Annotated in this window: 22 protein-coding genes; 20 read left to right on the top strand and 2 right to left on the bottom strand. The window is 31.0% G+C overall.

The annotated features are described in order from the left end of the window. Positions 1 to 9: 9 nt before the first annotated feature. The 19 genes from guaB (at position 10) to FBF02_RS05080 (ending at position 21,334) form a co-directional block, all read left to right on the top strand. Positions 10 to 1,467, top strand: a complete 1,458-nt coding sequence (gene guaB, locus FBF02_RS05170) for an IMP dehydrogenase (RefSeq protein WP_002856408.1) — start codon at positions 10 to 12, stop codon at positions 1,465 to 1,467. After that, positions 1,464 to 1,637: an exodeoxyribonuclease VII small subunit gene (xseB, locus tag FBF02_RS05165; protein WP_002853034.1), complete on the top strand. Its 174-nt coding sequence runs from the start codon at positions 1,464 to 1,466 to the stop codon at positions 1,635 to 1,637. The genes guaB and xseB overlap by 4 nt, the downstream gene beginning before the upstream one ends. Next, complete coding sequence (locus tag FBF02_RS05160; protein WP_002852935.1) at positions 1,630 to 2,406, top strand: carbon-nitrogen hydrolase family protein; 777 nt, start codon at positions 1,630 to 1,632, stop codon at positions 2,404 to 2,406. Before xseB ends, FBF02_RS05160 begins: the two co-directional genes overlap by 8 nt. A gap of 11 nt (positions 2,407 to 2,417) precedes the next feature. Beyond that, positions 2,418 to 4,391 carry an LTA synthase family protein gene (locus FBF02_RS05155; RefSeq protein ID WP_002858226.1) on the top strand — a complete coding sequence of 658 codons (1,974 nt, stop codon included), beginning with the start codon at positions 2,418 to 2,420 and terminating at the stop codon, positions 4,389 to 4,391. A 63-nt stretch (positions 4,392 to 4,454) separates the two neighbouring features. Continuing rightward, positions 4,455 to 5,753: a UDP-N-acetylmuramate--L-alanine ligase gene (gene murC, locus FBF02_RS05150; RefSeq protein WP_021034226.1), complete on the top strand. Its 1,299-nt coding sequence runs from the start codon at positions 4,455 to 4,457 to the stop codon at positions 5,751 to 5,753. Next, positions 5,746 to 6,096, top strand: a complete 351-nt coding sequence (locus tag FBF02_RS05145; RefSeq protein ID WP_002858449.1) for a hypothetical protein — start codon at positions 5,746 to 5,748, stop codon at positions 6,094 to 6,096. Before murC ends, FBF02_RS05145 begins: the two co-directional genes overlap by 8 nt. Then, positions 6,086 to 8,296, top strand: a complete 2,211-nt coding sequence (locus FBF02_RS05140; RefSeq protein ID WP_021034225.1) for an endonuclease MutS2 — start codon at positions 6,086 to 6,088, stop codon at positions 8,294 to 8,296. Before FBF02_RS05145 ends, FBF02_RS05140 begins: the two co-directional genes overlap by 11 nt. 8 nt (positions 8,297 to 8,304) lie before the next feature. After that, positions 8,305 to 12,402, top strand: coding sequence for an N-6 DNA methylase (locus tag FBF02_RS05135; protein WP_168940575.1), 4,098 nt, complete (start codon positions 8,305 to 8,307; stop codon positions 12,400 to 12,402). Between the two features lie 42 nt (positions 12,403 to 12,444). Next, positions 12,445 to 13,146, top strand: a complete 702-nt coding sequence (locus FBF02_RS05130; protein WP_002858091.1) for an NAD-dependent deacetylase — start codon at positions 12,445 to 12,447, stop codon at positions 13,144 to 13,146. Continuing rightward, positions 13,139 to 13,738, top strand: a complete 600-nt coding sequence (locus tag FBF02_RS05125) for a LysE family translocator (RefSeq protein WP_002858199.1) — start codon at positions 13,139 to 13,141, stop codon at positions 13,736 to 13,738. Before FBF02_RS05130 ends, FBF02_RS05125 begins: the two co-directional genes overlap by 8 nt. A gap of 3 nt (positions 13,739 to 13,741) precedes the next feature. Next, positions 13,742 to 14,839: a succinyl-diaminopimelate desuccinylase gene (gene dapE, locus FBF02_RS05120; RefSeq protein ID WP_002854067.1), complete on the top strand. Its 1,098-nt coding sequence runs from the start codon at positions 13,742 to 13,744 to the stop codon at positions 14,837 to 14,839. Positions 14,840 to 14,848: 9 nt separating this feature from the next. Beyond that, complete coding sequence (gene thiS, locus FBF02_RS05115; RefSeq protein ID WP_002858367.1) at positions 14,849 to 15,040, top strand: sulfur carrier protein ThiS; 192 nt, start codon at positions 14,849 to 14,851, stop codon at positions 15,038 to 15,040. Then, positions 15,037 to 15,840, top strand: a complete 804-nt coding sequence (thiF, locus tag FBF02_RS05110) for a thiamine biosynthesis protein ThiF (RefSeq protein WP_002858442.1) — start codon at positions 15,037 to 15,039, stop codon at positions 15,838 to 15,840. Before thiS ends, thiF begins: the two co-directional genes overlap by 4 nt. Before the next feature lie 2 nt (positions 15,841 to 15,842). Then, positions 15,843 to 16,619 (top strand): thiazole synthase, encoded by a 777-nt coding sequence (locus tag FBF02_RS05105; RefSeq protein WP_002854009.1) that lies wholly within the window; start codon positions 15,843 to 15,845, stop codon positions 16,617 to 16,619. A 2-nt stretch (positions 16,620 to 16,621) separates the two neighbouring features. Beyond that, entirely contained in the window at positions 16,622 to 17,767 is a 1,146-nt protein-coding gene (gene thiH, locus FBF02_RS05100; RefSeq protein WP_002857955.1) for a 2-iminoacetate synthase ThiH, read from the top strand. Next, positions 17,757 to 18,362: a thiamine phosphate synthase gene (locus FBF02_RS05095; protein ID WP_002856006.1), complete on the top strand. Its 606-nt coding sequence runs from the start codon at positions 17,757 to 17,759 to the stop codon at positions 18,360 to 18,362. Before thiH ends, FBF02_RS05095 begins: the two co-directional genes overlap by 11 nt. Next, positions 18,359 to 19,249, top strand: coding sequence for an AraC family transcriptional regulator (locus tag FBF02_RS05090; RefSeq protein WP_002852985.1), 891 nt, complete (start codon positions 18,359 to 18,361; stop codon positions 19,247 to 19,249). Before FBF02_RS05095 ends, FBF02_RS05090 begins: the two co-directional genes overlap by 4 nt. Positions 19,250 to 19,311: 62 nt before the next feature. Continuing rightward, the gene (locus FBF02_RS05085) at positions 19,312 to 20,163 is read left to right on the top strand and encodes an ATP-binding protein (RefSeq protein WP_002894502.1); all 852 of its coding nucleotides are present in this window, start codon (positions 19,312 to 19,314) and stop codon (positions 20,161 to 20,163) included. A 7-nt stretch (positions 20,164 to 20,170) separates the two neighbouring features. Further along, the gene (locus FBF02_RS05080; RefSeq protein ID WP_002894504.1) at positions 20,171 to 21,334 is read left to right on the top strand and encodes a CynX/NimT family MFS transporter; all 1,164 of its coding nucleotides are present in this window, start codon (positions 20,171 to 20,173) and stop codon (positions 21,332 to 21,334) included. On the opposite strand, the gene murG is transcribed toward FBF02_RS05080, so the two are convergent. Together murG and ftsW are read right to left on the bottom strand one after the other, a co-directional pair. Continuing rightward, positions 21,305 to 22,333 carry an undecaprenyldiphospho-muramoylpentapeptide beta-N-acetylglucosaminyltransferase gene (gene murG / locus FBF02_RS05075; protein ID WP_002866070.1) on the bottom strand — a complete coding sequence of 343 codons (1,029 nt, stop codon included), beginning with the start codon at positions 22,331 to 22,333 and terminating at the stop codon, positions 21,305 to 21,307. The two genes, FBF02_RS05080 and murG, sit on opposite strands and share 30 nt — an antisense overlap. Further along, a complete protein-coding gene (gene ftsW / locus FBF02_RS05070) occupies positions 22,330 to 23,493 on the bottom strand; it encodes a putative lipid II flippase FtsW (protein WP_002853553.1) in 1,164 nt (387 codons plus the stop codon). Before ftsW ends, murG begins: the two co-directional genes overlap by 4 nt. 139 nt (positions 23,494 to 23,632) lie before the next feature. Here ftsW and FBF02_RS05065 point away from each other — a divergent pair, with 139 nt between their 5' ends. After that, entirely contained in the window at positions 23,633 to 25,078 is a 1,446-nt protein-coding gene (locus tag FBF02_RS05065) for an acetyl-CoA carboxylase subunit A (protein ID WP_002856595.1), read from the top strand. The last annotated feature ends 1 nt before the right edge of the window (position 25,079 follow it).

The following is a 25,079-nucleotide window of genomic DNA, read 5'->3' as shown; positions in this document are numbered from 1 at the left end:
GGATGAAAGATGAAAATTGTAAAAAGAGCTTTAACTTTTGAAGATGTATTATTGCGTCCTGGGTATTCTGAAGTTTTACCTAAGGAAGTAAAAATTCACACTAAATTAACAAAAAATATCACTTTAAATATGCCTTTAATCTCTGCGGCTATGGATACAGTTACTGAACACAGGGCTGCTATTATGATGGCAAGACTTGGAGGGCTTGGAGTGATTCATAAAAACATGGATATAGCCTCACAGGTTAGAGAAGTAAAAAGAGTGAAAAAAAGCGAAAGCGGGGTGATTATCGATCCTATTTTTGTAAGTCCTAAGGCAAGTGTTGCGGAAGCTTTAGAAATTATGGCAGAGTATAGAATTTCAGGTGTTCCTGTAGTAGATGAAGATAAGAAACTAATAGGCATACTTACCAATCGTGATTTAAGATTTGAGAGTGATTTTTCAAATTTGGTTGAAAATGTTATGACTAAAATGCCTTTAATTACTGCTCCAAAGGGTTGTACTTTAGATGATGCGGAAAAAATTTTCAGCACCAACAAAGTAGAAAAACTTCCTATAGTTGATGAACAAGGACGCTTGGAAGGACTTATCACTATAAAAGATCTTAAAAAACGCAAAGAATATCCTGATGCCAATAAAGATAATTTTGGCAGATTACGCGTGGGTGCGGCTATAGGAGTAGGGCAAATGGATCGTGTGAATGCTTTAGTTGAAGCAGGCGTTGATGTTGTTGTGCTTGATTCTGCGCATGGGCATTCTAAGGGTATTATTGATACAGTAAAAGCAATTAAGGCTAAATATCCAAATTTAGATCTTATCGCAGGAAATATCGCCACTGCAGCTGCAGCAAAAGCACTTTGTGAAGCAGGAGTAGATGCGGTTAAAGTAGGTATTGGGCCAGGAAGTATTTGTACTACACGTATTGTTTCAGGTGTGGGCGTGCCTCAAATTTCAGCCATTGATGAGTGCGTGGAAGAAGCAAATAAATTTGGCGTTCCTGTGATAGCTGATGGCGGGATTAAATATTCAGGTGATATCGCAAAAGCTTTAGCTGTAGGTGCGAGTTCTGTTATGATAGGATCGCTTTTAGCTGGAACAGATGAGAGTCCAGGAGAGCTTTTTACTTATCAAGGAAGACAATATAAGTCTTATCGTGGTATGGGCTCACTTGGGGCTATGCAAAAGGGAAGTTCGGATAGATATTTTCAGCAAGGTACTGCTCAAGATAAACTCGTTCCTGAAGGTATAGAAGGGCGTGTTCCTTATGTGGGAAGTATAAGAAGCGTGGTGCATCAACTTTTAGGAGGTTTGCGTTCTTCTATGGGTTATGTTGGGGCTAAAGATATAGAAGATTTTCAAAAAAGAGCCGAATTTGTTGAAATTACCACTGCAGGGCTTAAAGAAAGTCACGTGCATGATGTTACTATCACTCATGAAGCACCAAACTACAAGGTTAATCATCAATGAGTTTTGAAGAAAATTTAAAACACGCTAATGAATCTTTGGAAAAATTAAATAATCAAGAGCTTGCCTTAGATGAAAGTGTAAAAATTTATAAAGAAGGTTTAGAGAGTATCAAAAAAGCAAGACTTGAGCTTGAAAAAGCAAAATTAGAAGTGGAGCAAATCGATGAGTAAAATAGCAGCTTTACAGTTTCCAACTTTAGCTTTAAGTGAATCAAGGCTTGATTATTATCTTAAAGCTTCAAAAGACAATGGAGTAAATTTAGTAGTTTTGGGAGAATATGTGATCAACAGTTTTTTTACAGAACTTTTGCATATGCCAAAAAATATGATAAAAGAACAAAGCGAAGCTAAAAAAGAAAGCTTGATTAAACTTGCTAAAAAATACGAATTAGAAATTATCGCTCCTTATGTAAGCGTTGAAGCTAAAAGTTATAAAAAACTTTGCTTAAAAGTTACTCCAAATGGTGTGAAAAGTTATGAACAGCAAATTTTAATGCCTTATGAACATTGGAATGAAGAAAAATTTTTCAGCAACAAAACTCCATCAGAATTAAAAATTTTTACTTTTAATTATGAAAAATTAAAATGTGCTTTGCTTTTTGGTTTTGAGACACATTTTGATATTTTTTGGCAACAGATTATGGCGAAAAAAATTGATTTGGTTATCGTTCCTAGTGCTTGTACCTTTGAAAGCAAACAAAGATGGGAAGAACTTTTAAAAACAAGAGCTTTTTTAAATTCTACAAGCATTTTAAGAGTAAATCGCATAGGCAAAACAAAAGATGAGTGGAATTTTTACGGCGATACTTTGTTTATTAATGCTTTTGGTGAGATAGAAAGTAAATTAGGTTCTGAAGAAGAAATGCTTATTATAGAGCCTAAAAAAAGTGATGAAGCAAGAAAACTTTGGGGTTTTGATAAAATTCTTAAGAATTTTTAAAGAAGGTGAATATGAGAAAAATTTTACTTCAAATTTTTATTTTTAGTGTATTATTTATAGTAACTTTTACCATTAATCGTATTTTAATGCAAAATTCTTTTATCCCTACTGGTTTAATTAGTGATAAAAATGAAATCTTTTTAATGTATCTTTTAGGTGTTTTTCATGATATAAGATTTTTAAGCGCAGCGTTTTTACCATTCTTGCTTTGTGGTTTTTTAAGTTTAATTTTTTCTAATATAAAAATAAATAATAAGTTAGTAATATATAGTAAAAATTTTTATTTCATTTTTTCAAGCATTTATATAATTGTTATTTCTTGTCTTTGTATAGGATTTTCTTATGCAAAATACTATTATTACGAAATTTACAAGACTAAATTTGATATTTTTATGTTTACTCTAAAAGATGATAACGCAAAAACTATTTTAAGTATTATTTATCACGATTATCCAATTTTAAAAATTTTAGCTTTAATGTTGATTTTTGGAGTTTTTGTATTTTTTTTAAATTTGAAAATATTAAATTTAAAGCTAAAACCTGTTAATTTAAGATTATTTCCCTTGATAGCTTTAAATTTAATATTAATTATTGTTTATGTTATAGCCTTAAGGGGTCCATTTAAGCATGTGGCTATAAATGTGCAAAATTATTCTTTTAGCGAATATAGTGTTGTAAATGATACAATGTTAAATCCAATTATGGCATTTTCTTGGGCTTTAAAACAATATAAAGAAGAAGCAGCTTTGAAGGCTATCACACCTTTAAAAGCACAAGAACTTAAAGAAAAACTTTTTGATTATTTGCATCAAAGTCCTATAAATCTAAAAGCTGAAAAGAATCATCCTAGTGTATTTGTTAACTTAATGGAAAGTTTTGGGCTTAATTTGGCTGATTTTACAAATACAGAACATAATTTTTTGGGTTCGTTAGATAAACATTTTAAGCAAGATTTTTTATTCAAACGCTTTTTGAGTTCTAGTAATGGAACTATACCAAGTTTTGCAAACTTATTTTTTGTAAGTCCATTTTCTAATATTTCCACAAGTAAATTTCAGAAAACTTATTTAGATTTAACACCTATTGCTATTTATAAGAAAGCAGGATATAAGGTGATTTTTGTAAGTGCAGGTAATGGATCTTGGCAAAATATTAAAAATTATCTCAGTATTTTGGGGGTAGATGAGATTATAGATGAAAATATTTTAATGAAAGAGTATAATGGAGCAAAAGATAGCGAAAATGGTTATGGGGTAGCTGATGAGTTTTTATATAAAAAAGTTTATGACTTACTTCAAAAAAATCCACACAACACCCTTATAATTGCTCTTACTATTTCTAATCATCCACCTTATAAAATTCCACAAAATGATTTGCCAAAATTACAAAACATTCCGCAAACTTTGCTTAATATGCTTCCTTATGAAAAAGATAAACAAGATAACATTATCAAAGCTTATACTTATGCAAACAATGAATTTGGAAAATTTCTAGATAAAGTAAAACAAAGTCCATTTAAGAATAGTGTTATTATAGCAGCAACTGGAGATCATAGAGTACGCGAAATGAGTATGGATTTAAATTCCCAAAAAGCTTTTGCTTATAGTGTACCTTTTTATCTTTATATTCCTAAGGATTTGCAAGATAATATTTATTATGATAAAGATCGTGTAGGATCTCATAAAGATATTTTTCCAACTCTTTATGCTTTAAGTTTAAATAATGTCAAGTATTTAAGCGTAGGCGGAAGAAATATGTTAGCAAGACCAAGTGATGAGAAATTAGAATTTGGGATCAACGATGCTGTATGGATTGATAAAAAAGGTATTTATAGTGGCGGTAAAGGGTATTATTTTGAAAGTAATGATACTTTAAAAGATATGAATAAAGCTTTTAACCTTGATGGTTATACTAAAGACTTTGATAAATTTTATAGAGAGTTAAATTTATATCAATTAGCCGAGCGTTTAGGCATTTCAAAATAGGATTTATATTTTCTTTTTAGTAAAAAAGTGCTAAAATTTAGCCTTTAAAGTATAAAGGTTTAAATGATGCAAAATATCCATTTTATCGGCATAGGCGGTATAGGAATTTCCGCTTTAGCAAGATTTTTAAAAGAAAAAGGTTTTAAAATTAGCGGAAGTGATCTTAAAGAGAGTAAAATCACTAAAGAACTAGAAAAAGAAGGGGTTAAGGTCAGCATCCCTCATCATAAAGACAATATTTTAAACAAAGATTTAGTTATTTATTCTGCTGCTATCAAAGAAGAAAATCCTGAATTTAAACACGCTAAAGAATTAGGCATTAAATGCCTTTCACGCAAAGAGGCTTTACCTCTTATTTTAGAAGATAAGCGCGTTTTTGCAGTTGCAGGAGCACATGGAAAAAGTACGACTTCAAGTATTTTAGCTTCTTTGCTTGATGATGCTTCTGTGATTATCGGAGCGATTTTAAAAGAATTTGGTTCAAATATGATTTATAAAGAAAGCCAAAACCTTGTTTTTGAAGCTGATGAGAGCGATAGTTCTTTTTTAAATTCAAATCCTTATTTGGCTATAGTTACTAATGCAGAAGCAGAGCATTTAGATCATTATGGCAATGAAGTTTCAAAACTCCATCATGCTTATACGCAGTTTTTAGATGTGGCTAAAATTCGCGTGATTAATGCTGAAGATGAGTTTTTGAAAAATTATAAAAATGAGTCAATCAAACTTTATCCAAGCAAAGATATCAAAAACTGCACCATGTGTATAGAAAATTTCAAACCTTTTACAAGCTTTGAGTTGAAAGATTTAGGTAAATTTAAGGTTTTTGGCATGGGATATCATTTAGCCCTTGATGCGTCTTTGGCGATTTTGGCGGCTTTAAATTTCTTAGATATAGAAACGATAAGAACTAGGCTTAAAAATTATCAAGGTATTAAAAAGCGTTTTGATATTTTACATGCTGATGAAAATTTGGTTTTAATCGATGATTATGGTCATCATCCCACCGAAATAAAAGCGACTTTAAGTGCAGCACAAGAATACGCAAAATTAGGCGGATATAAGAAAATCACAGCTATCTTTGAACCCCACCGCTACACGCGTTTGGCTGCAAATTTAAAGGAATTTGCAAAGGCTTTTGAAGGTGTAGACGAGCTTATAATTTTACCTGTTTATGCTGCAGGAGAAGAGCCTATAGGGCTTGATTTAAAAGCGGTTTTTCCTAAGGCTTTATTTGTAGAAGATATCAAAAGAGAGGGTAAATTTTTGGTGGCTTCTAAGGGGCAAGTTTTTGAAGAAGGGCTTATTATAGGTTTTGGTGCAGGAGATATCAGCAACAAATTAAGGCAAAAAAATGAGTAGGTTTTTTTTATATTTTTTAATTATTTTAATTTTAGCCTTAATCACTTTTGCTTTGCGTGAAAAATTAGGCAAAAAAACTAAACCTTTTTTTGGTATTTTACTTGTGATTTTTATTGTTTTAGTAGTATTTTTTGAATTTGAAAATACACAAAAAAGTCATTTAAGAACAGATATTATCGTAGCTTTTAATCAAAATAAAAATATTTTATGTAAAGATATAAATATCTCTAAAGCTTATTTTAATTACGAATTTGGGACAGGAAGTTTTATTTCAAAGGATAATAATCAAAGTTTTAATTCTTTAATCATAGATATTAAAGATTGTAGGTTAAATGATGAATGATACAAAAGAAGAATTGATCTCAAAGCTTGATTTAAACAGCTATTTAGAAGAGTTTAAAGCTCTTTTTGCAAGAGATAAGGAGATTTTTTTGCAAGGAGATTCTAATCTTCATTTTAAACGCATACATGAGCTTTGCGAGGTGGAATTTCCTACTATGCCAGAGCTTAGCAATCTTGATAAAGCCTTAGTTCATTTAAGCAAGCAAGGAATTTTACATTTAGATGAAATTTTTGAATTTGTAAAAATTTTTCGTTATTTTGAAAAGCTAAAAAAATTAAAACTAGGAACAAATTTAGACTCTTGGTTGCAAAAGATAGAATTTGTTAGCGGGGCTTTGGAGCTTTGTTTGAATTTCGATGAAAAAGGGGAATTAAAAGAAAGCTTAGATGAAAGACTTGTAAATCTTAATGCCGCTCTAAGATTAAAAAATGAAAGCATAATAGCTGAGTTTAAGAAATTTTGCTATACAAAAGCTTTGATGCCTTATCTTATCGATACACAAATCCATCTTATAAACAATCTTGAAGCCTTGCTTGTAAGAGGCGGGTTTAATCACGCTATTAAAGCAAAAATCATAGGCAGAAGTAATGGCGGTGGCTTTTATATCGTGCCTTTAAGTGTTGAGAATTTGCAAAATGATATAGAAAAAATCAAAAATCAAAAAGAAGAAATTTATTATGAATACGCTAAAAATTTCTCAGCTTTTTTAGCAAAAAATCTACCTTTTTTAAAATTTATCAATACAGCCTTTGATCTTTTTGACCATTATAGTGCTAGGGTTTTGCTTGCTAAAAAAAGGGATTTTGAATTTGTTTTGTGTGATCAAAGTAAGGATTTAGTGCTTAAAAATTTCGCTCATCCTGCCTTAAAAAATCCAAAAAGCGTGAGTTTGGAATTTAAAAAACAAGTTTTAATCATCACAGGGGTAAATGCAGGCGGAAAATCCATGCTTTTAAAATCCATGCTAAGCGCAGCATTTTTAGCTAAACATCTTTTGCCTATGTATATAAAAGCAAATGAAAGTAAAATCGGTACTTTTAAAGAATTTGATGCCATCATAGAAGATCCGCAAAATGTTAAAAACGACATTTCAACTTTTGCAGGAAGAATGTTGCACTTTTCCAGGCTTTTTTCTAAGAAAAATTTGCTTTTAGGTATCGATGAAATAGAGCTTGGAACAGATTTTGAAGAAGCGGCTTGTTTGTATAGTGTGTTAATTTCAAAACTCATAGCTAATAATCTTAAAATCATCATTACTACACACCACAAACGCCTTGCCATGCTTTTAGCAAAAAATGAGCAAGTTGAACTCATTGCTGCTTTATATGATGAAGAGCTTTCACGCCCAAAATATGAGTTTTTAAAAGGTACTATAGGAAAATCTTATGCCTTTGAAACCGCTTTGCGTTATCAGATTCCGCCGAATTTAGTTAGCGAGGCTAAAAAGCTTTATGGCGAGGATAAAGAAAATTTAGAAGAGCTTGTGGGTAAAAATATCAATCTTGAATTAGAACTAAAAGCTAAGCTTGAAAATGTTGAGAAAAAAGAGCAAAAAGTCGATGAAATTTTACTTTCTTTAAAAGAGCAAAAAGAAAAAAATGAACAAGAATTTCGTACGAGTTTGAGAAATTTAGAATTTAAATTGCACAAAACCATAGAAGAAGCTAAAAAAACCATACAGCTTAAAGACACAAAAGATAAGCAAAGAAGTCTTAATAAAGCCAATGAACTTAAAAAAGAAATCATCTTGCCAAGTATGGAGCAAAACGAAGAATTGCGTGTGGGGGATTTTGTAAAATATGAAAAAATTAAGGGTAAAATCATAAGCATTTCTAAAAACGATGCTATGGTTGAAAGTGATGGGATCAAACTTCGTGTGCCTTTAAAACTGCTTAAAAAAAGCACTCCTACACCTAAAATAAGTCCAAAAACAAGCATTAGTGTGGCAAAACCGACTAATCTTAGCGTTAGCTTGGATTTGCATGGGCTTAGGAGTGATGAAGCTATTTCAAGGCTTGATAAATTTATTTCAGATGCTTTGCTTGCAGGCTTTGATGAAGTTTTAGTTTACCATGGTATAGGAACAGGAAAGCTTGCCTTTGCTGTAAGAGAGTTTTTGAAAACTCATAAAAGTGTCAAGGGCTTTAATGACGCACCGATCAATCAAGGTGGCTTTGGTGCTAAGGTGGTGAGATTATAAGGAAATAAATGATTACAAAAGATAATTTAAAACAAGTTCTAGAAAACTTAGGCTTTAAAAATAAAAATGAAAATTATGTAAAAACAATCAATAATTACACACTTTTAATAGATTATAAAAACCAAAGTATTAATTACCCAAAAGAAATAAAAATTCACGATAAAACTACTTCTAATTTTTCACACCCTGAAAGTTTTGTAGTTTTTGAATGTGTGCATAGACTTTTAGAAAAAGGTTATAAGGCTGAACATTTAGAGTTAGAGCCAAAATGGAATCTTGGCAGGGATAAAAAAGGTGGTAAGGCTGATATTTTAGTAAAGGATAATGAAAACAATCCTTATTTGATTATAGAATGTAAAACCACAGATTCTAAAAATAGTGAGTTTATAAAAGAATGGAATAGAATGCAAGAAGATGGCGGGCAGCTTTTTTCTTATTTTCAGCAAGAAAAAGGTGTAAAATATCTTTGTCTTTATACAAGTGATTTTAGCGATAAGTTAGAATATAAAAATTACATCATACAAGCTTACGATAACGAAGAATATCTAAAAGAAAAGGAATTACAAAATTCTTATAAAAAATCTAATAACAATATAGAACTTTTTAAAACTTGGAAAGAAAGTTATGAACTGCAATATTTTAAACAAGGTATTTTTGAAGAAAATGTCAATGCTTATAAAATTTTAGAAATTACTCCAACTTTTGATAATCTTAAGGAACTTAAAGAAGAAAGTAAATATCACGAATTTGCAAAAATTTTACGCAAGCATAATATATCAGGCAAGGAAAATGCCTTTGATAAACTTGTAAATATTTTTCTTTGCAAAATTTATGATGAAACTTTTAATAAGAACAATCTCAAATTTGGATATTTTGGTGTAATGGCAGATACTTATGCAAATATGCAAGATAGATTAATGTGGCTTTATAAAGAAGCTATGAAAGAATTCTTAGGAGAGAAAATTACCTTTGTATCTAATGAAGATATAGAAAAAGACTTTAAGCAATTAAAGATAAAAACTTTAAAAGAAGTAATGCAAAATTACATCAAAGAATTAAAATTTTATTCAAATAATGATTTTGCATTTTTAGAAGTGCATAATAAAGAATTATTCTTAAAAAATGCACTTGTATTAAAAGAAATAGTAGAGCTTTTTGCAAATTACAAGCTTACCCAAAACTCTACAAATCAATTTTTAGGCAATCTTTTTGAACTTTTTTTGCAAAAAGGTATGAAGCAAGATGAAGGGCAGTTTTTTACCCCTATTCAAATTTGTGAATTTATTATGTATTCTTTACCGCTTCAAGAAATGTTAAGCAAAAACTCTAAAGCTTTAAGGGTGATTGATTATGCTTGTGGTGCTGGACATTTTTTAAACACCTATGCCAATGAGCTTAAGCGTTATCTAACAGAAGATGAGCTTAAAGAGCATTATAAAAATATTTATGGTATTGAAAAAGAGTATCGCTTAAGTAAGGTTTCTAAGGTATCAAGTGCAATGTATGGACAAAATGAAATCAATATTTTATACGCTGATGCACTTGCTTCTTTTGAATTAGCAAATACAAATAATTTAGAAGGAGAAAAAGCAAAACCACAAATAGAATCAAATAGTTTTGATTTGCTTATAGCAAATCCGCCTTATTCTGTAAAAGGATTTTTAGAAACTTTAAGTGATAAATCTAAAAATACCTATAAACTTTTTAACGATGATATAAACATAGAAACAAATAATTCTATTGAATGCTTTTTTTGTGAGCGAGCAAATCAAATTTTAAATGATAATGCTAAAGCTGCCATTATCTTACCAAGTTCTATTTTAAATAAAGATTCTATTTATAAAAATACAAGAGAAATATTATTTCAAAATTTTGATTTTATTGCCATTGTAGAGCTAGGTAATCAAACATTTGGAGCAACAGGGACAAATACGATTATTTTATTTTTACGCAAAAAAGAAACTTTTAAACAAGAAAATCATCTTATTTCTCAAGATTATAGTTTGATTAAAGAACGCATAGAAGCTGAAAATTTAAAAGACAATGAAAACTTTTATCAAAATTATCTAAGTGCGTATTGTGATTTTAGAAAATTTGATAAAGAGCTTTATAGTAATTTTTTAAATGGAAACTTAGATTCTAATCTTGCAGAGTTAGAAGCCTTTAAAGATTATCGCAATGCATTTAGGCAAACAAGTGATTATAAAAAACTTAAAGAATCTAAATTTTATAAAGAAAGTAAAGATAAGCAAGATTTAGAAGATAAAGCCTTTTTAGCTTATGCTCAGGCAATAGAAAAGGATAAATTGCTTTATTTTAGTCTAAGTCTTAATCAAGAAGTTTTAATCATAAAATCCCCAAGTGATATAAAAGAACAAAAGAAATTTTTAGGTTATGAGTGGAGTAATAGAAAAGGTGATGAAGGTTTAAAAGAATTGCACGAGCCTTATTTGAGCCCACTTTTTGAAAGAGGCAATCCACAAAATGAGACTAAGCTTAATACTTTAATCTACAAATCTTTTTTAAATACGCCGCTTGATGTTATCCCGCAAGAATTGCAGATTTATGCTACAAAAGCAAGGCTTGTTGATATGATGGATTTTGAAAAAGTGGAATTTAATAAAGCTATAAGTTTAAATCCTAGCAATTCAACGCAAAGTGAGATGTCTAATCCTTTTATAAATTCTAAATTTGAGTTAGTAAGACTTAAAGATTTTGTATTAGATATTCAAACCGCAAAGCGTCCTAGTGGTGGTGTCGGCAAATATGAAAACGGTGCACTGAGTCTTGGTGGAGAACATATAAACAATAAAAGTGGGTATATCAAATTAGATAATCCTAAGTATGTACCAATAGAATTTTATGAAAGTTTTGCGTTGCAAGATAAAGGAATTGTAAAACAATTTGATATTTTAATATGTAAAGATGGTGCATTAACTGGAAAAATTGCAATGGTGCGTAATGAATTTATTAGGAAATCTGCAATGATTAATGAGCATATTTTTTTATTGCGTTGTGATAATATAGCAAAACAAAAATATTTATTTTATATATTACATTCTTATAGTGGACAACAAGCTTTAAAATCTAAAATTACAGGTTCGGCTCAAGGCGGAATCAATAAAACAAATTTAGAATCTATTTTAATACCAAATGCAGACTTTGAGATTCAAAAGCAAATCGTGGCAGAATGTGAAAAGGTAGAAGAGCAGTATAACACAATAAGAATGAGTATAGAAGAGTATCAAAATTTAATCAAGGCAATACTTCAAAAATGCGGTATTATAGATGATGGGGGGGGGTATGAGCTAAATTCTATTTTAGAAAATTTGCAAAAATTAGAATTTAAGCTTGATTTTAATCTTTTGCTTTCGCTAATTGAAGAACAAATCAGTCATTCTGAAGTATTAGTTGAAGAAACTCAAAGCAAGGAAAGAAAGCAAGATTTTAATGCTTTTAAAAACTTTTCTAAAACTATACAAGAGCTTTTACAAACTCTCTCAACTCCACCAAAAGATGGCTGGAAGAGAATTTCTTTAAAGAATGAACAATATATGGAACTTAATCCTAGCAAAAAAGAAATATCAAAACTTGATGAAAATATGCTTGTCTCATTTATAGAAATGGCTAGCGTTTCAGATAAGGGTTATATTCAAAGTAAGATAGATAGGTCATTAAACGAAGTAAGAAAAGGCTACACATATTTTATAGAAAATGATATTTTGATTGCAAAAATTACTCCTTGCATGGAAAATGGTAAATGTGCTATCGCAAAAAATCTAACAAATAACATAGGTTTTGGTAGCACAGAATTTCATATTTTTAGAGCAAAAACAGGGCTTGATAGTAGTTTCTTATTCTATAATCTAAATCAACAAAATATAAGAGAAAAAGCAGCTCTTGCTATGACTGGAGCAAGTGGACACAAAAGAGTTCCTATAAGTTTTTATGAAAATCTTACAATCCCACTCCCACCGTTAGAAATTCAAGAAAAAATTGTTCAAAACATTGAATTAGTAGAACAACAAATTGATTTTCTTAATCTTAAATTAGAATTTTTAGAAAAAGAAAAAGAAAAAATCTTGCAAAAATATTTATTTTCTTAAAGCATTTTTCGCTAAACTTTGTAAATTTTATAAGGTTTAGCGATGAAAAACATTATGATATTAAGCGGAGCGGGTTTGTCTGCTCCAAGTGGGCTTAAAACTTTTAGAGATAATGATGGACTTTGGGAAGAATACGATGTGATGGAGGTTTGCTCTGCAACAGGTTTTAGAAAAAATCCTAAAAAAGTACTTGATTTTTACGATGCAAGAAGGGCACAACTTCAAAATGTAAAGCCAAATCATGCTCATGAAAAAATCGCACAGTTAAAAGAAAAATGGGGTAAAAACCTTTTTGTCATCACGCAAAATGTAGATGATTTGCTAGAGCGTGCAGGGTGTAAAGATGTAGTACATTTGCATGGCTTTTTGCCTGAACTTCGCTGCTTAAAATGCGAAGAAATTTTTAATATAGGTTATGAAAAAATCACAGATAAACAATGCCCAAAATGCAAAAGCAAGGATTTAAGACACAATATAGTCATGTTTGAAGAGCAAGCCCCTGCTTATGCTACGCTTTATTCTTTGTTAAATCAAACTTCGCTTTTTATCAGCATAGGCACAAGTGGGGCGGTTTTGCCTGTAGGGCGTTATGCTTCAATGTGCGAAAAAAGTATTTTAAATATCTACGAAAAAGATGCGAATTTAGAGCGGTATTTTGATAAAATCTACACTGAAGATATTATAAGCGCTATTGATAAAATCGCACTTGATATAGAAAATTTTATGAAAGATGGTAATGTTTGATTCTTTTTTAAGTGGAGTTTTTTTGGGCTTTGGAGTGAGTGTGCCTTTTGGACCTGTAAATATTTTGATTTTAACTTATGCACTAAAAGCTTTTAAAAATTCCATAGCTGTAGGACTTGGAGCATTTAGTATGGATATGCTTTATCTTTTTTTGCTTCAATTTGGGCTTTTAAATTTCTTAGACAATGTCATTTTTATGCGTTTTTTGGCGATTTTTGGTTTTTGTTTTTTAACTTATATGGCGTATTTGATGCTAAGAAAAAAGAAAGAAAGCTTAAATTTAGAGCATAAAGAATTTAAAGAAAGTCTTTTGAAAAGTTATATTAAAGGAGCTTTTTTAAATGGTTCAAATCCTTTTGTGATAGGATTTTGGCTTAGTGCTGCAAGTGTGGTTTTAAGCAGCGATCATGCTTATTTGATGACTTTAGGGCTTGTTGTGGCTATACTTTTTTGGGTAAGTGCTTTAGCCTTTGTGGTGGCAAGATATAGTCATGTTTTTAGTGCAAAAGTTGTTTTTATAATCAATATAATTTCAGCTATAATTATAGAGTATTTTGCTCTTAATTTATTATATAAAACTTTCTTAGGATAAAAAATGAATGCAAAAGAATTTTTAATCGAACTTTTAAAATTTAAATCTGTTACGCCAAATGATGATGGAGCTTTAAATTTCATCGCTATGGAACTGAGTGATTTTGAAGCTTTTTTTATAGAAAAAGAAGGCATTAAAAACCTTTTACTCACTAAAAAATTTAAAGATGAAGGCGAGCATTTAGCTTTTGGTGGGCATGTAGATGTGGTGCCTGCAGGCGAGGGTTGGAGTAATAATGCTTTTGCGCCTGTGGAAAAAGAAGGCTTTATCTATGCAAGGGGTGCTCAAGATATGAAAAGCGGAGTAGCAGCCTTTGTGGATGCGGCAAAGAATGCGGATTTTAAAGGAGCAAGACTGAGTCTTATTTTAACAAGTGATGAAGAAGGCGAGGCTATATATGGAACCAAGGCTGTTTTAGAATGGATGCAAGAAAGAGATATGTTACCTGATTATGCCGTGGTTGCAGAGCCAACCTGTGTTAAAAAAATCGGCGATAGTATTAAAATAGGGCGTCGTGGTTCTATCAATGGAAAACTTTTAATCCGTGGAAAACAAGGGCATGTTGCTTATCCTGAAAAATGTATCAATCCTGTGCATGATTTTGCACCGGTTTTAAAGCTTTTAGCGGGTTTTGATCTTGATCCTGGAAGTGCTGAATTTAGTCCTTCAAAAATCGTTATAACTGATATTCGTGGAGGTATGGGGGTATGTAATGTAACGCCAAATGATTTAAAACTTATGTTTAATGTACGCAATTCCCCTGATACAAGCTTAGAAGATGTAAAAAGTTATGTAGAAAAAATTTGTCATGGTTTAAACTATGAGTTAGAGCTAAAACAATCAAGCGAAGCTTTTTTGACAAATATCGATAATAAAATCGTTCAAAAAATGAATGAAAGCGTTCAAAAAATCACTCATGAAGTGCCAGAGCTTAATACCAAAGGCGGTACAAGTGATGCAAGGTATTTTGCAAAATACGGTGTAAAGGTAGTAGAATTTGGGGTTTGTAATGATAGAATTCACGCTATTGATGAAAGAGTAAGCATAGAAGAATTTGAAAAACTTTGCCTTGTTTTTAAAGACTTGATAGAAAATTTTTAAAGGTTTAGAATGATTATCAATGGACAAAAGCTTGAGTTAAAAGAGCTTAAATTTATGGATTTTATCAAAGAAAAAGGTTTTAAAATCGAACTTATCGCCTTGGAATTAAATGGAGAGATTGTACCTAAGAGCGAATTTGAAAATTTGATTTTAAAAGAAAACGATAAAGCTGAAATCGTAAGTTTTGTAGGAGGTGGATGATGAGAGTAAAATTCAATGGCAAAGAACTTGATACAGACTTTAAAACAAGTTTGGAATTTTTTGAAAATATCAGCAAAAATGAAAATGATGTATGGATTATCAATGGTTTTGCAACAAAAGAGAATATCGCTTTAAATGAAAATGATGAGCTTTTTTGTATAGAAAAAAATACTTTACCTCCAAAAGACGCACTAGATGCTATGATGAGAGCAAGACATACACCAAAGCTTCACGATAAACTTAAAAATGGGCGCGTGGCGGTGTGTGGTTTAGGCGGACTTGGATCGCACATTGCGATAAATTTAGCAAGAAGTGGAGTGGGGTATTTAAAGTTGATTGATTTTGATGTGATTGAGCCTAGTAATTTAAATCGTCAGGCTTATCGTGTAAGTGATTTGGGCAAGTTTAAAACCGAAGCTTTAAAAGAGCAAATTAGCGAAATTAATCCTTATATCAGCGTTGAAATTTGTACTTTAAAAATCGATGAGGATAATTTAGAGTCTTTGTTTAAAGATATAGATATAGTTTGTGAAGCCTTTGATAGTGCTATCGCAAAAGCAATGATAGCGCAAAATTTTCATAGATTTTACAAAGATGGTATTTTAATCTGCGCTTCAGGGCTTGCGGGCTATGGTGATAGCAACAGCATACAAACAAGAAAAATTGCTAAAAATTTCTATGTGTGTGGGGATTTGGTAAATGGTGCTAAGCTAGGAAATGGACTTATGGCGCCAAGGGTAAATATTTGCGCAGGACATCAAAGTAACCTTGTTTTAGAGCTTTTAGCAAATAAGGAGTAAAAATGCAAGAAAATTTAAAAAATGATAAATTAAAAATAGGCAAATACGAGTTTGATTCAAGATTTATTTTAGGTTCTGGAAAATATTCGCTAGAGCTTATAAAATCAGCTATAGAAGAAGCTAAAGCACAGATTATCACTCTAGCCTTACGCCGTGCAAATACAGGGGAAATTGCTAATATACTTGATTATATCCCTAAAAATATCACACTTTTACCCAACACTTCAGGCGCAAGAAACGCCGATGAAGCCTTACGCATTGCAAGGCTTTCAAGAGAGCTTGGTTGTGGAGAACTTATCAAAATAGAAGTGATAAGTGATAGTAGGTATTTATTGCCTGATAATTATGAAACGATTAAAGCTTGTGAGCTTTTAGCTAAAGAGGGTTTTACGCCCCTACCTTACATGCATGCTGATCTTTACGCAGCTAGAGCTATGCGTGATGCTGGAGCTGCGGCTATCATGCCTTTAGCAGCGCCTATTGGGAGTAATAAAGGTTTATGTGCTAAGGAATTTATACAAATTTTGCTTAATGAAATTGATTTGCCTATCATTGTAGATGCGGGTATTGGAAGTCCTTCACAAGCTTGTGAAGCTATGCAAATGGGAGTAAGTGCAGTGATGGTAAATACAGCCATAGCTGAAGCTAAAGATATAGCCTTGATGGCTAGAGCTTTTTCTTTGGCAGTAAATGCGGGAAGAGCGGCTTTTTTAGCAGGTGTGGCAAGTGTGAGTGAAGCTAAAGCAAGTTCTCCATTAACAGGCTTTTTAAGGGATTGATTATGCAAGATTATATGCAGCATTTACCTCACATGCAGGAAATAAAAAGCGAAATTTTAAACAAGGTTTTAACTCAAGTTCAAAGCTATGATGAGAGTCAATTTAGCGCTAAAGATGTTAAAAATGCTTTAAATCAAACACATTTAAGCATAGAGCATTTAAAAGCCTTGCTTTCAAGTGCAGCAGAAGATTTCATAGAAGAATTAGCCTTTAAATCCGCTAAAGTCAAGCAAAAATATTTTGGAAATTCTATCTCTCTTTTTACTCCGCTTTATTTGTCAAATTATTGTAATTCTAAATGTGTTTATTGTGGTTTTCAAAAAGGTAATAAAATCGCAAGAGCTAAGCTAAATGAAGCTGAAATTCACGAAGAAATGCAAGCCATTGCTAAAAGTGGTTTAGAAGAAATTTTAATGCTAACAGGCGAGGGCAGGGAGTTTGCAAGTGTAGAATATATAGCAAATGCTTGTAAAATAGCTAGAGAGTATTTTAAGGTTGTGGGCGTTGAAATTTATCCTATGAATGAAGATGAATATAAAATTTTGCATGAAAAGGGTTGTGATTATGTGACTGTTTTTCAAGAAACTTACAATCCTCTAAAATATTCTAAAATTCATTTAGCTGGTGAAAAACGCATTTTTCCTTATCGCTTTAATGCTCAAGAAAGAGCTTTAAAAGCGGGTATGCGTGGAGTGGCTTTTGCGGCACTTTTGGGTATAGATGATTTTAGAAAAGACGCTCTTGCTACGGCGCTTCATGCACATTTTTTACAACAAGCTTATTCGCATGCTGAAATTTCTATTTCAGTGCCGCGTTTAAGACCTATTATCAATAATGCCAAAATCCATCCTAAAGATGTAAGCGAAAAACGCCTTTTGCAAGTACTTTGTGCTTATAGACTCTTTTTGCCTTTTGCGGGCATTACCATTTCAAGTCGTGAAAGAATAGGTTTTAGAGATGAGGTTATCAAGCTTGGTGCTACTAAAATGAGTGCAGGAGTGAGTGTGGGTATAGGTGAGCATAAGGGTGAGAAAAAGGGTGATGAGCAGTTTGAAATTTCAGATGATAGAAGTGTAGATGAAATTTTAGCTATGCTTAAAAGATCCAATTTACAAGCTGTGATGAGCGATAGTATCTATGTGGGATAAAAAAATCATCGCTATAAGTGATAGAAAATGTGTGCAAATAGATTTCTTAAAGCAGATTGAAAAACTTGCTAAGGCTAAGGTAGATGCTATAGTTTTAAGAGAAAAAGATTTAAGCGAATTTGAGTATTATGACTTAGCAAAAGAAGTTTTAAGCATTTGCGCAAAGCAAAAAGTGACTTGTTTTTTGCATTTTTTTGATAGGGAGTGTTTAAAATTGGGACATCGTTATTTTCACGCACCGCTTTCTTTGCTAAGAAAAGAACCTAAATTAACAAAATATTTTCATATACTCGGTACTTCAGTCCATAGCAAAGAAGAGCTTTTAGAGGCGATGAGCTATAAGGTAAATTATGCTTTTGTAGGGCATATTTTTGAAAGTTCTTGCAAGATGGGTTTAGAACCTAAAGGGCTTGATTTTTTAAAATCCTTGCTTGAATTTAGTCAAATTCCACTTTATGCTATAGGCGGTATCAATGCTCAAAATATAGAAAATTTTAAAGATATAAATGTAGTAGGTGTTTGCATGCGTGAAATTTTAATGAAAGAAAAAGATCTTAAAAAGTATCTTTTAGAATGTAGGCAAAATTTACGATGAATAAAATTCTTTCTTTACCAGAAGATTTAAAGCAATTAAAAGGTGTCAATTATAAAAAAATTAAATCTTGCACTTTTGCTAAATATACACAAACGGATACTTCGCATTCTACTTTTGTTAATGTAGGAAGTCATCTTTTAACTTTTGTTCGCAAAGGATATAAAATTTTACACACTGCATCAAAAGATTATAAGATTAACTCTTATGAAACTTTGTTTTTAAAAGCTGGGAGCTATACTTTAAGCAATGTAGGACTTAGTAAAGGAGTTTATGAAGCTTATTTATTTTTTTTTGACAATGCATTTTTAATTGAGCTTATTTATAAGTATAAAGATTTTTTTAAACTAGATCAAAAGTTTCAAAACTATGAAATTTTTTGGGTAAAAAATGATAAGATTTTGCAAGGAATTTTGGAAAGTTTTTCACCGCATTTTGAAGAAAATACGCAAATTTTAGATCCTATAGTGAGTTTGAAATTTGAAGAGATTTTTTTACATTTGCTTTTAAATAAGAATATTTATTTTATTAGTTTTTTATCAGGAATTTTAAAAGAATTTCGCCTTGATCTTTCCCAACTTTTTGAGTATTGTGGTAGAGAATTTTTAAGCGTAAATGAAATGTCTAATTTTGCGAAATTAGATTTAGCAACTTTTTCTAAAGAATTTAAGAAATGTTTTGGACAAAGTCCTAAAAAATGGTTAGATGAAAAAAGGTTGCAAAAAGCAAAGATTTTACTTAAATTTTCTAAAAAAAATATCAATGAAATAGCTAATGAGTGCGCTTTTTCTTCGGTAGCTTGGTTTATTGAAAGATTTAAAGAGAAATATGAGCAAACTCCTAAGCAATATCAAAAAACAAAAAACTTGTATTTTTTATCAAAAAACTAGCACATTTTTTTTATCTAAATAAATATAATTCAATGAAAATATTTTTAAATAAAGGAGAAAATATGAAAAAATATGTTTTAAGTTTAGCGCTTCTTGGAAGTTTGCTTGGTGCAAGTGAATTAAAATATCAAGAATTTGATGGTTTTAAAAGCCCTGAAAGTATTTTTGTAGATAAAAACTATGTTTATATATCTAATGTAGGAGAAAAACTTGAACCTTTGGCGAAAGATAATGATGGATTTATTTCTAAGCTTGATAAAAATGGCAAAGTGCTAGAATATAAATTTTTAACCCATCTTAATGCACCAAAAGGCATGATGGAGATTGGAAAAACTCTTTATGTGGTAGATATCGATGTTTTACGCGGTTTTGATCTTAAAACTAAAAAAGAAATTTTTAATTTACCTATTAAAGGTGCAATCTTTTTAAATGACATAGAAAAATTAGACGACAATACGCTTTTGGTTAGCGATACTGGCACAGGACTTATTTTAAAGGTTGATTTAAAAACTAAGCAATATGATGAATTATTAAAACTTGATTTAGCAAAATTTGGCGGTCCAAATGGGTTATATCTAGATAGAAAAAAACATAAGCTTTTTATAGCTGGTTATCATCCTGATGGTGTAAGTGGCGGTGTTGTAATGGCTTATGATTTAAATACAAAAGAACTCAGTATAATTAAAAATGAAAAAGAATCTTATGATGGAATAGTTCCTTATAAAGATGGTTTATTGGTAAGTTCTTGGGGAAATAATCTAAATGGATATATTTATAATTTAGATAATGTTAAATCTGTAAAACTTGAACTTCCTTTGATGAAAGGTCCTGCAGATATATTTATTGAAGGTAATATTTTATGGATTCCTAAGATGGCAGAAGGTAAAATATTCAAAGTAGAACTTAACAAATAAGGCTTTTATGGCTTCTTTTAAAAAGATATTTTGGATTAATGTTATTATTGTTATTATTGTAGCTTTTAATCTTAGAGCCCCAATTACTGCAGTGGGGCCTATTATTGATATTATTAAAGATAAGTATTATTTAAACTCAACCGTAGCGGGCATACTTACAAGTCTTCCTTTGATAGCTTTTGGAAGTATTTCTTTTATTGTGGGGTATTTTTCTCCTATTCGTGCTATTGTTTTTGGAATTTTTTTAATTTTTTTAGGCGAAATTATTCGTTCTTATTTTGGTGTATATGGCTTATTTTTAGGAATGTTAGCAATGGGCTGTGGTATTGCAATTGCAAATGTTTTACTTCCTAGTTTTATTAAAGAAAAATTTCCAAAAAAAATGGCAAGTATAATGGGAATTTATAGTCTTGTTTTGAGTATTTCTTCGATTATGGGTATTGCTTTAGCTATACCTTTGCTTAGTGTATTTGATTTAGCTGGAGCTATGTTTTTCTGGGCTATTTTTTCTTTTATAGCTTTAGTAGTTTACTATCCTCAAGCTAAAAATGGTAGATTTTTTCGCATTAAGAAAAAAGCTCATAAAAAAATCAATCTTTTTACAAATTTAACAACTTGGAAAATTACTCTTTTTATGGGATTTCAAAGTTTTTTAGCTTATTCTTTGTTTTTTTGGTATGTTCAAATTGTTGTAGAAAAAGGATTTGATAAAGAATTTTCTACAAGTATGGTTTTATTTGCTCAACTTGTTGCAGCTCCAGTGTCTCTTTTTGGCCCTTTACTTTTAGGAAAATTAAGACAAAATTTACATACTTTTTACATAGCAGGTTTGTGCAGTATGTATGTGATCGCTTTTGGTATGCTCTTTATTTTTGATAGCAAAATTTCTATTATTATTAGTGCTTTTATCATGGGTTTTCCATGGGGTGGAGTTTTTGGCATTGCGTTGCTTTTTATTGCACAAAAAAGCTCTAATGCTCAAATAGCAGCGAGACTTTCTGCTTTAGCTCAGGGTTTTGGATATTTAATTGCAGCACAAGGACAATGGATTATAGGTTTTTTGCATGATAAATTTGAAAATTTTTCATTTGCTATTTTGATGTTAGTTTTTGTTGGAATTTTAGTAAATATCTTTGGATATTTATCTTATAAAAGTCAAATTATCAAATAAAGCTTTTTGGATTAGCATATCTGCGCCGTTTTTTTGGGTTATATTTTGCAATCTTGTAGAAATATTTTCTAGATTTAGTTTTAATATTGACTTAAAAAATTCATCAAGATTAATAGAGTTTTGCATAAAAATTTGACATAAAGCTTGATCTTGTAAAAATTTAGCATTAAAGTATTGATGATTTTTAGCTGCATAAGGATAAGGTATAAAAATAGTAGGTAAAGTATTAGCGCAAAGTTCAAAAAGAGTACTTGCACCTGCTCTTGATATAGCTAGATCTGCATTTTTCATTTTTTCTTCCAAATTTAAACTAAAATCAAAAATATCAGCTTGGATATTTAAGCTTTGATAATGTTTTTTGCACTTTTCAAAATCATTTTTTCCACATTGATGGATGATTTTGATATTTTGTTCTTGAAGTTTTGGTGCCAAATTTAAAGCTAGTTCGTTGATAAATTGAGCTCCTTGTGATCCTCCTAGGAAAATAATATTTTTTAATTCTTTGCGAATCCTAGCATTATCAAAAAATTTATCTGCTACGGGATAAGGGCTAATTTCTTTTTCAAAGGCGCTAAAAAATTTTGTAGCGAAAGGTTTTAAAAGCATATTTAAAGAGCCGCTTTTTGAATTTTGTTCATGTATAAAAAGAGGCAAATGTGAGAATAAAGCTGCAAAAGATGCAGGAGCTGCACTATATCCACCTACACTAAAAACGGCTTGGATGTGGTATTTTTTAAAAATTTCTCTACAATCTTTGGAGAGTTTTAAGGTGTGGAGCAAAGAACTGATTTTGCCAAATTTGCTTTGATTAACCACTCCTTTAGAGCTTAAAAAAAATTTTTCCTTAAAGCGTACTTCATTTTCAAACCAAGCTTTATCTTGACCATTTTGACTGCCTATGTATACACATTCTATATTTTTTTTAATCGCACTTTCTAATAAGCAACGCACTATGGCCAAATGTCCTCCAGTTCCACCACCTGTTAAAGCTATTGTCATAATTTAACCTTTTTTGAAATCATTAATACATATCCTATGCCTATGCAAATTGCCCACATTGAACTTCCTCCATAGCTTAAAAGTGGAACCGCTACACCTTTTAGTGGAGTAAGAGAAATAATACCAAAAGCATTCATAAAGAAAGAAAAAAGTAAAAGTAAGGCTATGCCTGAACAAAAAATAAAATCTTGTTTAGCTTCACATCTTCCTGCAATTCTAAAAATTCTTAAAATCATCCAAAGATAAATATAGCAAATAACCCCAAGACCTAAAAGTCCTATTTCTTCAGTAATTCCTGAAAGAACAAAGTCAGTATGCACTTCACTTAAAAAGCCTAATTTAAAAGTTCCAAGTCCTAGGCCTTCGCCAAACATTCCTCCATGGGCTATAGCATTTAAAGAGTGTGAAATTTGATAAGGCTCGCTGTTGCTACTTACTCTTAAAGCATTTGCCAGCCAATCAGGAAGCATAGGTAAAAAAGCATCTTGTATATTCCCCCACCAAGAAGCGATTCTTTGAATTCTTCTTTGGTTGCTAAAAATTACCATTATACCTATCATCATAATGATTAAAGTTCCAAAAGCAAAAAGTCTTTTACTAGCTCCTGCAAAAAAAGCTAAAGCCAGAATCAAAAAGAAAGAAATTACGCTTTGTCCTAAATCGTTTTGAGTGATATAAATATATCCTATAACTATAGAAGCTAAGATGCAATAAGGCAGAAGAATTAAAGCCTCGTGTCTGATAGCTTTTTTGCTATCATCAATACGCCTTGTATAGCTCCATGCTAAAAAATAAATCAATCCTATTTTAAAAAATTCCACAGGAGAGATAGAGAGTGGGCCTAAGCGTATCCAGCGTTTAGCTCCTCCGCTAGCTGTTGCTAATGCAGAAGGTAAAAATGGCAAAATGATGATAAAGATAAAAGAAATAATCAAAATAGCTAAAATAATTTTTTTAGAAAGTGCTTTATCAGGGTCCAATCGAGAAATAAAAAACATTATAAGTATGCCACTAATTCCAAAAAAAAGCTGACGAATAAAAAAATGAAACTCACTATAGTCAAGAAAAAGAACAGTAAAAGCTGTAAGAGAGTATGAAAATACTATTCCTATGGTGATTAAAATACAACTTAAATAAAATAATCTTTTATCAGCAACCATTATAATTATAACTTTTCTTTATTGGAATTAAAATTTTAAAAAGTTTTATTATAACTAAAATAAATTAAATTTTTTGCTAAGTTTTTGTAAGGAAAATTTGCTAAAATTAACAATAAAAATATAACAAAAAAGGCAAATTATGAATCAAATCCATAAAATTCTCATAGCAAATAGAGCTGAAATAGCTGTTAGAGTAATCCGTGCTTGTAGAGATTTACATATTAAAAGTGTTGCAGTTTTTACAGAGCCTGATCGTGAATGTTTGCATGTAAAAATCGCAGATGAGGCTTATCGCATAGGAACGGATGCTATAAGAGGATATTTAGATGTTGCTCGTATTGTCGAGATTGCTAAGGCTTGTGGTGCTGATGCGATTCATCCTGGTTATGGATTTTTAAGTGAGAATTACGAATTTGCTAAGGCTTGTGAAGATGCTGGAATTATTTTTATAGGTCCAAAATCTGAAGTAATCCATAAGATGGGAAATAAAAATATCGCTCGTAAGTTAATGGCTAAAAATGGCATACCTATTGTTCCAGGGACTGAAAAATTAAATTCCTATAGCATGGAAGAAATTAAAATTTTTGCTGAGAAGATTGGTTATCCTGTTATTTTAAAAGCTTCAGGTGGTGGAGGTGGACGCGGAATTCGCGTTGTTCATAAAGAACAAGATCTTGAAAATGCCTTTGAATCTTGCAAAAGAGAAGCTTTAACATACTTTAATAATGATGAAGTATTTATGGAAAAATATGTAGTTAATCCCAGACATATAGAATTTCAAATTTTAGGAGATAACTACGGAAATATTATCCATCTTTGTGAAAGGGATTGTTCTATTCAAAGAAGACATCAAAAGGTAATTGAGATAGCACCTTGCCCTGGAATTTCAGATAATCTTAGAAAAACCATGGGTGTTACAGCTGTGGCAGCTGCTAAGGCTGTAGGTTATACAAATGCTGGAACTATAGAGTTTTTGCTTGATGATTATAATCGCTTTTATTTTATGGAAATGAATACAAGAATTCAAGTTGAGCATCCAATTACTGAAGAAATTACAGGTATTGATCTTATTGTAAGACAAATTCGTATTGCAGCAGGAGAAATTTTGGACTTAGAACAAAGCGATATTAAACCTAGGGGTTTTGCTATTGAAGCTAGAATTACTGCTGAAAATGTATGGAAAAATTTTATTCCAAGTCCTGGAAAAATAGGAGAATACTACCCAGCTCTTGGACCATCTGTTAGGGTTGATAGTCATATTTATAAAGACTATACTGTGCCGCCTTATTATGATTCCATGCTTGCAAAGCTTATTATTAAAGCAACAAGTTATGATTTAGCGGTTAATAAACTTGAGCGTGCTTTGAAGGAATTTGTGATTGATGATATTAGAACAACAATACCATTTTTAATTGCCATTACAAAAACAAGAGAATTTAGAAGGGGGTATTTAGACACCTCTTTCATAGAAACACATATGCAAGAATTATTAGAAAAAACAGAAGATCGTCATCAAGAAAATAAAGAAGAAGTTATAGCTGCAATAGCTGCTACGCTTAAAAAAATACGAGAAAGTAGGGAATAAT

The organism is Campylobacter sp. CFSAN093226 (assembly GCF_012897595.1).
GTDB classification, from domain to species: Bacteria; Campylobacterota; Campylobacteria; order Campylobacterales; family Campylobacteraceae; genus Campylobacter_D; species Campylobacter_D jejuni.
Note: the sequence above shows the minus strand (reverse complement) of the source record. Positions and strands in the feature narration are given on the sequence as shown.